Below are 13,325 nucleotides of genomic sequence, written 5' to 3' on the forward strand. Positions count from 1 at the left end.
TGCACCCATAAAAATGGTATGGAAAATAATAACAAGGCGCTGTCATGAACCGACAATCCTGGCTGCTGAATCTCAGCTTGCTGAAAACCCACCCGGCCTTTCGCGCCGTCTTTATCGCCCGCTTTATCTCAATTCTGTCGCTTGGCCTGCTGGGCGTGGCGATCCCGGTACAGATCCAGATGATGACCCATTCGACCTGGCAAGTGGGGCTGTCGGTCACCTTAACCGGCGGTTCGATGTTTGTCGGTCTGATGATCGGCGGCGTGCTTGCCGACCGCTATGAGCGTAAGCGTCTGATCCTGCTGGCGCGCGGCACCTGCGGCATCGGCTTCGTCGGCCTGTGCCTCAACGCTATGCTGCCGGAACCGTCGCTCATCGCAATCTATCTGCTGGGCATCTGGGACGGCCTGTTTGCCTCAATCGGCGTGACCGCGCTGCTGGCGGCGACCCCAGCGCTGGTTGGCCGGGAAAATCTGATGCAGGCCGGGGCGATCACTATGTTGACGGTGCGGCTGGGATCGGTCATTTCACCGATGATCGGCGGTCTGCTGCTGGCAACCGGCGGCGTGGCCTGGAACTACGGGCTGGCGGCGGCAGGTACTTTTATAACGACGCTGACCCTGCTGCGTTTGCCGCGGCTGGCGCCGCCGCCGCAGCCGCGCGAGCACCCGCTAAAATCGCTGAACGCGGGATTGAAGTTTCTGTTTAACAGCCCGCTTATCGGCGGCATTGCGCTGCTTGGCGGACTGCTGACGATGGCCAGCGCGGTGCGCGTGCTCTATCCGGCGCTGGCCGGAAGCTGGCAGATGTCGGCGTCGCAGATTGGCCTGCTGTACGCGGCGATCCCTTTGGGAGCGGCGTTCGGCGCGTTGACCAGCGGACAGCTGGCGCAGACGGCGAAGCCCGGCGTGCTGATGCTGGCGACCACCGTCGGCTCGTTTGTGGCGATTGCGCTGTTCAGCCTGATGCCGGTGTGGGAGCTGGGCGCGATGTGCCTGGCGCTGTTTGGCTGGCTGAGCGCAATAAGCTCGCTGCTGCAATATACGCTGATCCAGACGCAAACCCCGGAGAATATGCTCGGGCGCATCAACGGGCTGTGGACCGCGCAGAACGTGACCGGCGATGCGATAGGCGCGGCGCTGTTGGGGGGGTTGGGCGCGATTCTGACGCCGGCCGCTTCGGCGAGCGCCAGCGGCTGGGCGCTGGTGATTGTGGGCGTGGTGCTGGTCGGGCTGCTACGCGAGCTGCGCCGCTTTCAGCGCCCGGAGACGGTCAGCGAAAGCTAGTTCCGCCGGTCTTCCCGGAGGCGGCGCGTCGCGCCTGTCCGGGCTACTGGCCCGCAGACGACGGTGAACCCGTAGCCCGGGTTAGCGCAGCGCGACCCGGGAAGAAGCCGCGCCGATGTATTTATCCCGGCGCATTCCGGGCTATCGACTTGCAGTAGCCCGCTAGCGCCACCGGGAAAACCGAAAAGAGCGCCAATAAAAAGCCCCGGATGGCTCCGGGGCTGGCTATTACTCGTCAGTGACGATTAACGCTTAGTACGCGCCAAGATCGCTCCATACCGCGAACTGACCGCAGTTCAGGTCCGGCTGGTCACCCTGAGACCACCATTTCACCTGGTAGTTATGGCCTTTCCAGCTGACGGTTTCAAAGGTACCCCAGTTGCTGCCATACACGGTGCTGGCATTCCACAGCGGATAAGGCGTGGTTTCGTCTGACGGCACTACATCATCATCCGCCGGTTGAGGTTGATCATCGCTGTTATCCTGGTCGTCCGCCGGCTCATCATCGTTCTTGTCTTCCGACTCGTCTTCGCTGTCATCGCTCTGGGTCGCGGCGACGACGGAGAGCACAAAGCGCTGCTGCGTTGACGGCTCACCCCAGGTATCGCGCACGAACAGAGTAAAGGTGAACTCGGTATCTTCGCTCACTTTCGGGACGTCGAACTCGATGACGGCGGCGGTTTTATCCGCCACGGCGATCGCCGCAGGCACGCCCCAACTGAAGGACAGGTCGTCGCTATCTTCATCCGAGGATTTTTCGCCGGAAAGACGCACGCGGGAGCCGCCAACCACCATCAGTTCGATGGCTGCTTTCGGCGCGTGGTTGACCGCCGGTTCAGGCTGAACGTCGTCTTCCTCATTTTCATTCGTTTCATCCGCTTCATCCGTCGGTTCGACGTTGATGCCTTCGAAATAGAACGGCTCCATATCGATAACTTCAGAGGCCATTTCATAGCCCAGACCTTCACGCGCGGCGTTCACCAGCACGCCGTTGTCCTGGTCGATAGTCCAGGTGAACAGCGCGCCCAGACCGAGGCTGGCTGCGTATTCGCCCTTGGCTTTCACCGTACGCGGGGTGTCCAGAGACATGAACAGTTTGCTTTCCGGATTGTAGAGGTAATCCGCATTGGCCACCTGGTCGGTATAGACGTTGAAACCGTTACGGCCTTTCTGGTTTTCCAGATCCAGGTAGTTATAAATGGTGTCATACCATTCGGTGGTACCCGACTCGAAGGTACCCACGGTGGTGCCGGTGCCCGGGTTATAGGTACCCTTGAGCGGAGACAGAGATTCCAGCTCTGCATTGCGGCCGTTACGGCTATAGGCAGCGTAACCAATATTAATGCGGTCTGACGGGAAGCCTTCGGCCAGCAGATGGTCGACGATGGTATTGACCGCCCAGCCGCCTTCTTCCAGCGCGTTCAGGTTGGTGTGATGGGTCAGGGTTTCCGCCCACGGCGTACCGAAGAAGTCATAGGTCATCACGTTGATGCCGTACAGACCGGCCTGCAGCAGCGCTTTCACGTTGGAGTAATCGAAGGTCTTCACTACCGCGGAGCTGGCAATGGAGATTTTGACGTTGCTCAGACCGGCGGAATCCAGCTGCTTACGCAGCTCGCCGATCAGCAGCGCATAGTTTTCGCCGTCTTCCGGGCCGTAAGGATTGCCCGCGCCTTCCGCGTTCGGGTATTCCCAGTCGATATCCACTTCGCTGAACATCGGGAACTGTTTGAACAGTTTTACCACGCCTTTCGCGAAGGTTTTACGGGCGGAATCAGAAGCTGCGGTTTCGTGGAAGCTGTTACTCATGGTCCAGCCGCCGATGCTCATGGACAGCACCAGATCGTGACCCTGCTGCTTCGCTTTGGCCTGCAGATCGCGCAGGCCGCCGAGCAGACCTTTGGTATTCGCCTGAGTGACGGTTTTCGGATCGACGTCCCAGCCGCTGACGGAGTGGCCAACGTTAACGTAGGACTGGAAATCGCCCCACGGATCGAGGAAGGTCGGCTCATATTTGACTTTTCCGCACTGCTCGGCGGCTTCGGCAACCACATCGCGGTACATCCCATCCACTTTATGGAAGCCGGTGACGCCGACGAAGCCGACGATGATTTTGTCGTAAGCCGTAGGGGAGACGTTAGTCAGATCGTAGCCGCGACCGCGGTTATCTTTCGCATCGCCGCCCTGCAGACGTCCGTCATACTGAGACCAGTCGGTGTAGTAACCAAAGACTTTCGGTTTGCTGGTTGAGGCTTTGTATTTGTTATAGACCGGTTTGGCGACGCGAGCGGAGGTATAGCTGTAGTTGCTCACTTCGGTTGCCGGGTTAAAGCCGTCTGCGGCGTTGCTGGTTTCGGTCAGCGTATCGCCCTGAATCAATTTGCTTGTTGCCACGTTAATTTCCTTCTGTGTTGAATGCCCACCTCAAGCGGTGTGGGGCAGATAATCGGGCAACGCGGCGGCCAGGGCTAATCACAAAATAACACCGGCAGCGATGATATTTCGGCTGAGGCGGCGATGAGGCTGATGAGGTACAGTGAGAGAAAATAAGCTTTTATAACAAAGAGATGATGTGAGGAGTGATGCGCGATGAGATCCCGGCGACCCGCGCCGGGAGAAGAGTTTTAAGCAAAGAGCGCGGCTAAGCGCTGCAGCACCAGTACGGCGCTGTAATAATCCAGGCGGAAGGTTTCCGTTCCCAGCGGATAAACGCGTTTACCTTCGACTGCGGGCAGATGCGACAGCAGCGGGTTGGCGTAAATCGCATCGGCATCTTTTTGGTCGCCAGCAAACAGGAACAGGCTCTGACCGTTAAGTCCGGCGGCTAAATTTTCACCGCCCAGCTGCACGATATCATGACGTTTCCCCTGACTCTGGCTGGCATGCAGCCCGGCGGGCAGATCGGCAAGGGTAAAGCCCAGCTGTTGAAGCATCTGCCCCTGAGCGGACTCTTTCGTCCAGATATTGGCGCTATGGGCCGCGGCGGTGTAGACCAGCGCGGTGACCGGCTGCGGCGGCAGCTTCATCTTCTCTTTCAGCGCCGCCAGCTTAGTATCAAATTCCGCAATTCGCTCTGCCGCCTGTTTTTCATGGCCGGTGATCGTCCCCAGTTGGGTCAGCAGGGCCTGCCAGCTTTTGTCATCGTAGTTAATGATAAGCGTTGGGGCGATGGTGGAAAGCTGGTCGTAGAGCGTCAACGCCGAATCGCCGCCGGTGGCGCTAATCAGAATCAGATCCGGCATTTGCGCAGCGACGGCCTCAGCGCTCGGTTCGCCAATGTAGAGGCGCGACAGCTTCCGCGCTTTCGCCACATCGCTCCACTGACGTAAAAATCCCTGACCGTCGGCGACGCGGTTGTTCGGCGTCGTGGCGCCGCTGGCGACTACCGGCGCGTCAATCGCCAGTAGTGAGCCGGTCAGCGTCACGCTGGTGGAAACAATTCGCAGGGGCTGGCTTTCCAGCGTGTGCGTTCCCCGGCTGTCGGTTATCTGCCGCGGCCAGTCTGCCGCCAGCGCTGAGCTAATTCCTAAAATCGCCAGACCGCTGGCGAGGAGGGTACGGCGGCAAAAGGTGGAGAAATTCACGTATTCGCATCCTGATTAAGTGGTGATAAATGCTTCTCATTTTCAGCTTTGCGCCGCGTGGATGCAAGCCTAAGTCGCACAACATGCTACCTGTACGGTTGACATAGCGCGCAATACCTTTTAGGTTACCCAACCAAAATATAAATGATAATTATTCGTAATATCTTTATCGTTTTTTTGGAGGATGATATGGAAACGTCTTTGGCTGAGGAAGTACGGGAGAAAAAAATGACTCTGCCGCCGGAAAGCTTCTTCTTTATGTCGCCGTACCGCAGTTTCACCACCGCTGGCTGCTTTAGTCGGTTTTCTCATCCTGCCGCCGATGGCGAAAATCTGGATGGGGAATTCCAGCACAAAATGGCCGCCGCCTTTACAGCGGCGCGGGCTGCCGGGATCGCTAAGCCGATAATGGTCGGCGCCATTCCGTTTGATACCAGCGAGCCGTCCGAGCTGTTTATACCCACAAGCTGGGAAACCTTCTCCCGACCAGAAAAGCAGCACTCCGCGCGCTATGCGTCGGGGCTGCAGCCCATGGACGTGATTCAGCGCCGGGAGATCCCCGAACAGGACACCTTTATGGCGATGGTGACGCGCGCGGCGGCCCTGACCGCGACGCCGGAAGTGGACAAAGTGGTCCTGTCGCGCCTGATTGATATCACCACCCGTGAGCGGGTTGATAGCGGTGCGCTGCTGGAGCGCCTGATTGCCCAGAACCCCGCCAGCTATAACTTCCACGTGCCGCTTTCGGACGGCGGCGTGCTGCTGGGCGCCAGCCCTGAGCTGCTGTTACGTAAAGAAGGGGCGCATTTTTACTCTCTGCCGTTGGCCGGTTCGGCCCGCCGTCAGCCGGACGATGTGCTGGACCGCGAAGCGGGGCACAAGCTGCTGGCGTCGGAAAAAGACCGCCATGAACATGAGCTGGTGACCCAGGCGATGAAGGCCGTACTGGCACCGCGCAGCAGCGAGCTAAGCCTGCCGGATTCTCCGCAGCTGATCACCACGCCGACCCTGTGGCATCTGGCGACGCAGATTCAGGGCGCCGCGCTGGCAAACGAGAATGCCATGTCGCTGGCCTGTCTGCTGCATCCCACCCCGGCGCTGAGCGGCTTCCCGCATCAGGCGGCAAAACGCCTGATTAACGAACTGGAGCCGTTCGATCGCCAGCTGTTCGGCGGTATCGTCGGCTGGTGCGATGATGAAGGCAACGGCGAGTGGGTGGTCACCATCCGCTGCGCGCGCCTGCATCAACGCACGCTGCGGCTGTTTGCAGGCGCAGGGATCGTCCCGGCCTCTTCGCCGCTAGGCGAGTGGCGCGAAACCGGCGTCAAACTGACCACCATGCTGAACGTATTCGGCTTGCAATAAGGGACTATGATGATCGAATTTACCCGCTGGCCGGAAGCGTTCGCGGCCCGCTATCGGCAAAAAGGTTACTGGCAGGATCTGCCGCTGACTAACCTGATTACCCGTCATGCCGAAAACGATGCTCCCGCCATTATCGACGGCGACAAACGCTACAGTTATCGTGAGTTCAACCGCCTGGTTGATAATCTCGCCTCCTCGCTGCAGCGTCAGGGCCTGAAGCGCGGCGAAACGGCGCTGGTGCAGCTGGGCAACGTCGCGGAATTTTATCTGACGTTTTTCGCGCTGCTGCGGATCGGCGTGGCGCCGGTGAATGCGCTGTTCAGCCATCAGCGTAGCGAGCTCAACGCCTACGCCGCCCAGATTGAACCCGCCTTGCTGATTGCCGATCGCGAACACGCGCTGTTTGCCGATGACGAATTTCTGAATGATTTTGTCAGCCAGCATCCCTCGATACGCGTGGCTCTGCTGCTCAACGACAGCGGCGAACGGAGCCTGACGGCAGCCATTGAGCGGCCTGGCGATAATTTCATTGCCGGACCAACGCCTGCCGACGAAGTGGCGTTTTTCCAGCTTTCCGGCGGCAGCACCGGTACGCCGAAGCTCATCCCGCGTACCCATAACGACTACGACTACAGCATTCGCCGCAGCAACGAGCTATGCGGCGTGAGCGCCGAAACGCGCTACCTGAACGCGCTTCCCGCCGCCCATAACTACGCGATGAGTTCGCCAGGTTCTTTAGGCGTCTTCCTCGCCGGCGGTGTGGTGGTACTGGCGCACGATCCGAGCGCCACACTCTGCTTCCCGCTGATTGAAAAACACCAGATTAACCTGACCTCGCTGGTTCCGCCTGCGGTCAGCCTGTGGCTGCAGGAGATCCAGGATTCCGGCAGCAATGCCCGCCTGCAATCGCTGCGGCTGCTGCAGGTTGGCGGGGCGCGCCTGTCCGCGACGCTCGCGGCGCGTATTCCGGCGGAAATCGGCTGTCAGCTTCAGCAGGTCTTCGGCATGGCGGAGGGGCTGGTGAACTATACCCGCCTCAACGATAGCCCCGAGCGCATTATCAATACTCAGGGTTGCCCGATGTGTCCGGACGATGAAGTGTGGGTGGCCGATGCGCAGGGCAATCCGCTGCCGCGGGGCGAAGTCGGACGGCTGATGACCCGTGGTCCTTACACCTTCCGCGGCTATTACAAGAGTCCGCAGCATAATGCCGAAGCCTTTGATGCCGACGGGTTCTACTGTTCTGGCGATCTGATCTCGATCGATGAAGACGGCTATATCACCGTGCAGGGACGGGAAAAAGATCAGATCAACCGCGGCGGGGAGAAGATCGCGGCGGAAGAGATCGAAAACCTGCTGCTGCGCCATCCGGCGGTGATCCACGTCGCGCTGGTCAGCATGGAAGATAGCCTGCTGGGAGAAAAGAGCTGCGCATATCTGGTGGTAAAAGAACCTCTGCGCGCGGTGGCGGTACGCCGCTTCCTGCGGGAACAAGGGGTCGCAGAATTTAAACTGCCGGACCGCGTGGAGTGCGTTGATGCGCTGCCGCTGACGCCGGTGGGCAAAGTCGATAAAAAACAATTACGTCAGTGGCTGGCTGAACGCAAGCTGGGCTGAAGGAGAAGACAGAATGGCAATCCCTAAATTACAGGCTTACGCGCTGCCGGAAGCCAGCGATATCCCGGCGAACAAAGTGAACTGGGCATTTGAGCCGTCCCGTGCCGCGCTGCTGATCCACGATATGCAGGAGTATTTCCTTAATTTCTGGGGCGAAAACAGCGCGATGATGGAGAAAGTGGTGGCCAACATCGCCGCCCTGCGCGAGTTCTGCAAACAGAATAATATTCCGGTTTTTTACACCGCCCAGCCGAAAGAGCAGAGCGATGAAGACCGCGCGCTGCTGAACGACATGTGGGGGCCGGGTCTGACCCGTTCTCCTGAACAGCAGCAGGTCATTGCCGCGCTTGCGCCGGACGATAACGACACCGTGCTGGTGAAGTGGCGCTACAGCGCGTTTCATCGCTCGCCGCTGGAGGAGATACTGAAAGAGGCGGGGCGCGATCAGCTGATTATCACCGGCGTGTACGCCCATATCGGCTGCATGACCACCGCAACCGACGCGTTTATGCGCGATATTAAGCCATTTTTCGTTGCCGATGCGCTGGCTGATTTCAGCCGCGAGGAGCATCTGATGGCGCTCAACTACGTGGCGGGTCGCTCCGGTCGCGTGGTGATGACGGAAGAGCTGCTGCCGCTGCCGGCATCGAAAGCGGCGCTGCGCGCGCTGGTGCTGCCGCTGCTCGATGAATCCGATGAACCGATGGATGACGAAAACCTGATCGACTACGGCCTGGATTCGGTACGCATGATGGCGCTCGCCGCGCGCTGGCGTAAAGTGCACGGCGATATTGACTTCGTGGTGCTGGCGAAAAAACCGACCATCGATGCCTGGTGGGCGCTGCTTTCTCGCGAGGTGAAATAATGAACGGGCTCGATTTTCACGGCCAGACCGTGTGGATCACCGGCGCGGGTAAGGGGATCGGCTACGCTACCGCGCTGGCGTTCGTTGAGGCCGGCGCGCAGGTAACCGGTTTTGATCTGGCGTTCGACGGTGAAAGCTATCCGTTTGCCACCGAGACGCTGAACGTCGCCGACGCGCAGCAGGTGGCGCGGGTATGCGGCCGCCTGCTGGCAGGGATCGATCGGCTGGATGTGTTGGTTAATGCGGCCGGTATTTTGCGGATGGGGGCGACCGATGCGCTGAGCCTTGAAGACTGGCAGCAGACCTTTGCCGTCAATGTTGGCGGGGCGTTTAACCTGTTCCAGCAGACGATGGCGCAGTTCCGCCGCCAGAAAGGCGGGGCGATTGTGACCGTGGCGTCCGACGCTGCGCATACCCCGCGCATCGGCATGAGCGCCTACGGCGCATCAAAGGCGGCGCTAAAGAGCCTGGCGCTGACCGTCGGCCTGGAGCTGGCGGGCAGCGGCGTACGCTGTAATCTGGTTTCTCCTGGTTCTACCGACACCGATATGCAGCGGACGCTGTGGGTGAGCGATGATGCAGAGCAGCAGCGCATTCGCGGCTTCGGCGAGCAGTTTAAGCTGGGGATTCCGCTGGGTAAAATCGCCCACCCGCAGGAGATTGCCAATACCATTCTGTTCCTCGCCTCCGACCACGCCAGCCATATCACGCTGCAGGATATCGTGGTGGACGGCGGCTCGACGCTGGGGGCATAAATGGCCTGGAAACGTCAGCTGACGCTGGATGAGCTTAACGCCACCAGCAGCAATACGATGGTGGCCCATCTGGGCATCGTCTATACCCGGATTGAGGAGGGCGTGCTGGAAGCGGAAATGCTGGTCGACGCGCGAACGCATCAGCCGTTTGGCCTGCTGCACGGCGGGGCCTCCGCGGCGCTGGCGGAAACCCTCGGCTCGATGGCCGGGTGGCTGATGACCGAAGAGGGGCAGTGCGTGGTGGGGACCGAGCTCAACGCCACCCATCACCGGGCGGTCTCCAGCGGCAAAGTCCGCGGCGAATGCCGGGCGCTGCATCTCGGACGTCAGGGCCAGAGCTGGGAAATTGCGATATTCGACGAGCGAGGACGGCGCTGCTGCACCTGCCGTCTGGGCACGGCGGTCCTCGGCTGAGGCATAGCCTGTTCCCGGGTCAGGCGTTTACGCCGCAACCCGGGGAATACGCCGGGATTGAGACTTTGGCGCGGCTTCTTCCCGGTGGCGCTGCGCTGACCGGGCTACGGGTTCTCCGCCGTCTGCGGGCCGGTAGCCCGGACAGGCGCGTCAAGCGCCGCCTCCGGGGAAACAACCTGCGATGCAGTTACAGAATATCCCTCCCTGTTTTCATCCATTTTCCTGCCAGAAGTGATCTCGCTTGCAATGTGAGATAAATCCTTGCCGTCAGGCGACATCTGCAACGTTTCAGAGTTGTTAAAACTCGTATTGTGTTCTAGAAACAAATTGTAACATCCTGATTACCCTACCTGTGGAACACAATGATGAATAATTCAGGGAAATACCTCATCTGGACACTGCTCTCCGTTATCGGAGCCTTTGCCCTGGGCTATATCGCGCTAAACCGGGGTGAGCAGATTAACGCGCTATGGATTGTCGTCGCGGCAGTCTGCGTCTATCTGATCGCCTATCGCTTCTACGGCCTGTATATCGCCAAAAACGTGCTGGCGGTTGACCCGACGCGCATGACTCCGGCGGTGCGTCACAACGACGGCCTTGACTACGTTCCGACCGATAAGAAAGTGCTGTTCGGCCACCATTTTGCCGCTATTGCCGGCGCAGGGCCGCTGGTTGGCCCGGTGCTGGCGGCGCAAATGGGCTATCTGCCGGGAATGATCTGGATCCTGGCGGGCGTGGTGCTGGCCGGGGCGGTACAGGACTTTATGGTGCTGTTCGTCTCAACCCGTCGCGACGGACGTTCGCTCGGCGAGCTGGTGAAAGAGGAGATGGGCCCGACCGCCGGGGTGCTGGCGCTGGTGGCCTGCTTTATGATCATGGTTATTATCCTTGCGGTGCTGGCGATGATCGTGGTGAAAGCGCTAACCCACAGCCCGTGGGGCACCTACACCGTGGCCTTCACCATCCCGCTGGCGATATTCATGGGCATTTATATTCGCTATCTGCGCCCCGGGCGCATTGGCGAAGTGTCGGTGATTGGTCTGGTGATGCTGGTGTTCGCCATCATCTCCGGCGGCTGGGTGGCGGAAAGCCCGACCTGGGCGCCGTGGTTTGATTACACCGGCGTACAGCTTACCTGGATTCTGGTGGGCTACGGGTTTATCGCCGCCGTACTGCCGGTCTGGCTGCTGCTGGCGCCTCGCGACTACCTCTCTACTTTCCTGAAAATCGGCACCATCGTCGGTCTGGCGATTGGGATTCTGATCATGCGTCCGACGCTGACGATGCCGGCGCTGACCAAATTTATCGATGGCACCGGGCCGGTATGGAGCGGCAGCCTGTTCCCGTTCTTGTTTATCACCATCGCCTGCGGCGCGGTTTCCGGCTTCCATGCCCTGATCGCTTCCGGCACCACCCCGAAAATGCTGGCCAACGAAGGCCAGGCGTGTTTTATCGGCTACGGCGGCATGCTGATGGAGTCCTTCGTAGCGATCATGGCGCTGGTGGCGGCCTGTATTATCGACCCGGGCGTCTATTTCGCGATGAACAGCCCAATGGCGGTGCTGGCTCCGGCGGGCGTGAGCGATGTGGTGGCGTCGGCGGCGCAGGTGGTGAGTAGCTGGGGCTTTACCGTCACCCCGGATACGCTCAATCAGATCGCCAACGAGGTAGGGGAACAGTCGATTATTTCACGCGCGGGCGGCGCGCCGACGCTGGCGGTGGGCATGGCCTATATCCTCCACGGTTCGCTGGGCGGCCTGATGGACGTCTCTTTCTGGTACCACTTCGCGATTCTGTTTGAGGCGCTGTTTATCCTGACCGCGGTGGATGCCGGCACGCGGGCGGCGCGCTTTATGCTGCAGGATCTGCTTGGGGTGATCAGCCCGGGGCTCAAGCAAACCAGCTCCCTGCCGGCGAACCTTCTTGCGACCGCGCTGTGCGTGCTGGCCTGGGGCTACTTCCTGCATCAGGGCGTAGTTGACCCGCTTGGCGGCATCAACACCCTCTGGCCGCTGTTTGGTATTGCCAACCAGATGCTGGCAGGGATGGCGCTGATGCTCTGCGCGGTGGTACTGTTTAAGATGAAGCGCCAGCGTTATGCCTGGGTCGCACTGCTGCCAACCTCCTGGCTGCTGATCTGTACCCTGACCGCGGGCTGGCAGAAGTCGTTCAGCACCGACACCAAAGTGGGCTTCCTGGCGATTGCCAACAAGTTCCAGGCGATGATTGACAGCGGCAATATTCCGCCGCAGTACACCGAGTCGCAGCTGGCGCAACTGGTGTTTAACAACCGTCTGGATGCCGGGCTGACCATCTTCTTCATGGTAGTGGTGGTGGTTCTGGCGCTGTTCTCAATTAAGACCGCGCTGGCGGCGCTGAAAGAGGACAAACCGACGGCGAAAGAGACCCCTTACCAGGCGATGCCAGCTGATGCTGAAAGCCTGGTCACTCAGGCGAAACGCGCCCATTAAAGCATCATTTTGTTGCCCTCCTTCTTGAGAAGGAGGGCGGTTAGCGGAGTTGGAAATGTTTGATACCCTTTCGAAAGCAGGAAAATATCTGGGCCAGGCGGCGAAGATGATGATCGGCGTCCCGGATTACGACAACTACGTGGAGCACATCCGTGTGACCCACCCCGAGCAAACGCCGATGACCTATGAAGAGTTTTTCCGCGAACGTCAGGACGCACGCTACGGCGGTAAAGGCGGCGCGAAGTGCTGTTAACCCTCTTTCGGCAGATACAGGCTGATCTGCTCCTGCGTACAACCGTAAATGGCCGCCAGCTTTTCGCGAGTGCGCTTTTGCGGGCGGGAGTCGATAGCTTCTAGCTGGGAAACCGCAGACTGGCTAATCCCGAGCTTATTGGCCACCTCCTGCTGCGACAGGCCGCGCAGAATGCGCCAGGCCGCCTGCAGGCTGACTTTCTCTTTATCCATGATGTCGCAGACGTCACCCGGCAGCATCACGTTGTCGTAGATATCGTGTTCTACCGGAATATCTTCAAGATCGGCTTCCGTTTCATCATCCAGCTCGGCTAGCTGCAAACACATCTGGAAGTATTCGTCGTAGGGGATCACCGCGTACTGCGCTTTCCCTTCATCATCCTTAATTATCTGAACAGCCATATGGCATATTCTCCTCATGCAAATAGGTTGTTGAGGTTCTGCGCTTAACGGACACGATAAACAGGTCGTTCAGCGTCAGCCCCTGACGTGTGAAAATGATCCGATAATCCCCTACCCGAAGACGGTAATGATTCTCTGGTTTAGATAACTTTCTGACATCGGGCCGAGGAGCCGTACGGTCACCTAAATCCGCTAGCCTGCTTTTGATTCTCTGCTGATAGCGATAATCGATATTTGCCAGTTCCTTTTTTGCCACTTTTGACCAGATGAGCATGCTATGTACCTCCACTGTACACCTCAGTTGAACATAAGAA

The 13,325-nt window shown here is 59.4% G+C and carries 12 protein-coding genes; 8 read left to right on the top strand and 4 right to left on the bottom strand.

The window, feature by feature from the left end:
- Window positions 1–44: 44 nt before the first annotated feature.
- Window positions 45–1,286 carry an enterobactin transporter EntS gene (gene entS / locus KO1_RS21260; RefSeq protein ID WP_024273897.1) on the top strand — a complete coding sequence of 414 codons (1,242 nt, stop codon included), beginning with the start codon at window positions 45–47 and terminating at the stop codon, window positions 1,284–1,286.
- Between the two features lie 252 nt (window positions 1,287–1,538).
- Here entS and KO1_RS21265 read toward each other — a convergent pair whose 3' ends face one another.
- Both KO1_RS21265 and fepB read right to left on the bottom strand, forming a co-directional pair.
- Window positions 1,539–3,680: a glycoside hydrolase family 18 protein gene (locus KO1_RS21265; RefSeq protein WP_064407105.1), complete on the bottom strand. Its 2,142-nt coding sequence runs from the start codon at window positions 3,678–3,680 to the stop codon at window positions 1,539–1,541.
- 230 nt (window positions 3,681–3,910) lie between these two features.
- Window positions 3,911–4,870, bottom strand: coding sequence for a Fe2+-enterobactin ABC transporter substrate-binding protein (gene fepB / locus KO1_RS21270; RefSeq protein WP_004100072.1), 960 nt, complete (start codon window positions 4,868–4,870; stop codon window positions 3,911–3,913).
- A 189-nt stretch (window positions 4,871–5,059) separates the two neighbouring features.
- Between fepB and entC the strand changes: the two genes are divergently transcribed.
- The 7 genes from entC to KO1_RS21310 all read left to right on the top strand — a co-directional run bounded on the left by entC (window position 5,060) and on the right by KO1_RS21310 (window position 12,610).
- Entirely contained in the window at window positions 5,060–6,235 is a 1,176-nt protein-coding gene (gene entC / locus KO1_RS21275) for an isochorismate synthase EntC (RefSeq protein WP_004100073.1), read from the top strand.
- A gap of 9 nt (window positions 6,236–6,244) precedes the next feature.
- A complete protein-coding gene (gene entE, locus KO1_RS21280) occupies window positions 6,245–7,852 on the top strand; it encodes a (2,3-dihydroxybenzoyl)adenylate synthase EntE (protein ID WP_004100075.1) in 1,608 nt (535 codons plus the stop codon).
- Between the two features lie 13 nt (window positions 7,853–7,865).
- Entirely contained in the window at window positions 7,866–8,717 is an 852-nt protein-coding gene (gene entB, locus KO1_RS21285) for an enterobactin biosynthesis bifunctional isochorismatase/aryl carrier protein EntB (RefSeq protein ID WP_004100078.1), read from the top strand.
- A complete protein-coding gene (gene entA / locus KO1_RS21290) occupies window positions 8,717–9,472 on the top strand; it encodes a 2,3-dihydro-2,3-dihydroxybenzoate dehydrogenase EntA (RefSeq protein WP_047720172.1) in 756 nt (251 codons plus the stop codon). The genes entB and entA overlap by 1 nt, the downstream gene beginning before the upstream one ends.
- Window positions 9,473–9,886 carry a proofreading thioesterase EntH gene (gene entH, locus KO1_RS21295; protein ID WP_047720171.1) on the top strand — a complete coding sequence of 138 codons (414 nt, stop codon included), beginning with the start codon at window positions 9,473–9,475 and terminating at the stop codon, window positions 9,884–9,886.
- 365 nt (window positions 9,887–10,251) lie between these two features.
- Complete coding sequence (gene cstA / locus KO1_RS21305) at window positions 10,252–12,357, top strand: pyruvate/proton symporter CstA (RefSeq protein WP_016809302.1); 2,106 nt, start codon at window positions 10,252–10,254, stop codon at window positions 12,355–12,357.
- A 55-nt stretch (window positions 12,358–12,412) separates the two neighbouring features.
- Window positions 12,413–12,610, top strand: coding sequence for a YbdD/YjiX family protein (locus KO1_RS21310; RefSeq protein ID WP_004100083.1), 198 nt, complete (start codon window positions 12,413–12,415; stop codon window positions 12,608–12,610).
- Here KO1_RS21310 and KO1_RS21315 read toward each other — a convergent pair.
- Window positions 12,607–13,011 carry a helix-turn-helix domain-containing protein gene (locus KO1_RS21315; RefSeq protein ID WP_004100084.1) on the bottom strand — a complete coding sequence of 135 codons (405 nt, stop codon included), beginning with the start codon at window positions 13,009–13,011 and terminating at the stop codon, window positions 12,607–12,609. The two genes, KO1_RS21310 and KO1_RS21315, sit on opposite strands and share 4 nt — an antisense overlap.
- The gene (locus tag KO1_RS27585; RefSeq protein ID WP_004100085.1) at window positions 12,992–13,285 is read right to left on the bottom strand and encodes a type II toxin-antitoxin system RelE family toxin; all 294 of its coding nucleotides are present in this window, start codon (window positions 13,283–13,285) and stop codon (window positions 12,992–12,994) included. The genes KO1_RS21315 and KO1_RS27585 overlap by 20 nt, the downstream gene beginning before the upstream one ends.
- Window positions 13,286–13,325: the final 40 nt, after the last annotated feature.

Origin of the sequence: Klebsiella oxytoca NBRC 105695 (assembly GCF_001598695.1) — a bacterium.
Taxonomy (GTDB): Bacteria; Pseudomonadota; Gammaproteobacteria; order Enterobacterales; family Enterobacteriaceae; genus Klebsiella; species Klebsiella oxytoca.

Bases quoted from the DNA above. Each gene is read 5' to 3' on its own strand.
- entA (WP_047720172.1), top strand. From the start codon at position 8,717: ATGAACGGGCTCGATTTTCACGGCCAGACCGTGTGGATCACCGGCGCG.
- entH (WP_047720171.1), top strand. From the start codon at position 9,473: ATGGCCTGGAAACGTCAGCTGACGCTGGATGAGCTTAACGCCACCAGC.
- KO1_RS27585 (WP_004100085.1), bottom strand. From the start codon at position 13,285: ATGCTCATCTGGTCAAAAGTGGCAAAAAAGGAACTGGCAAATATCGAT.
- KO1_RS21315 (WP_004100084.1), bottom strand. From the start codon at position 13,011: ATGGCTGTTCAGATAATTAAGGATGATGAAGGGAAAGCGCAGTACGCG.
- entB (WP_004100078.1), top strand. From the start codon at position 7,866: ATGGCAATCCCTAAATTACAGGCTTACGCGCTGCCGGAAGCCAGCGAT.
- entS (WP_024273897.1), top strand. From the start codon at position 45: ATGAACCGACAATCCTGGCTGCTGAATCTCAGCTTGCTGAAAACCCAC.
- entC (WP_004100073.1), top strand. From the start codon at position 5,060: ATGGAAACGTCTTTGGCTGAGGAAGTACGGGAGAAAAAAATGACTCTG.
- entE (WP_004100075.1), top strand. From the start codon at position 6,245: ATGATCGAATTTACCCGCTGGCCGGAAGCGTTCGCGGCCCGCTATCGG.
- cstA (WP_016809302.1), top strand. From the start codon at position 10,252: ATGAATAATTCAGGGAAATACCTCATCTGGACACTGCTCTCCGTTATC.
- KO1_RS21310 (WP_004100083.1), top strand. From the start codon at position 12,413: ATGTTTGATACCCTTTCGAAAGCAGGAAAATATCTGGGCCAGGCGGCG.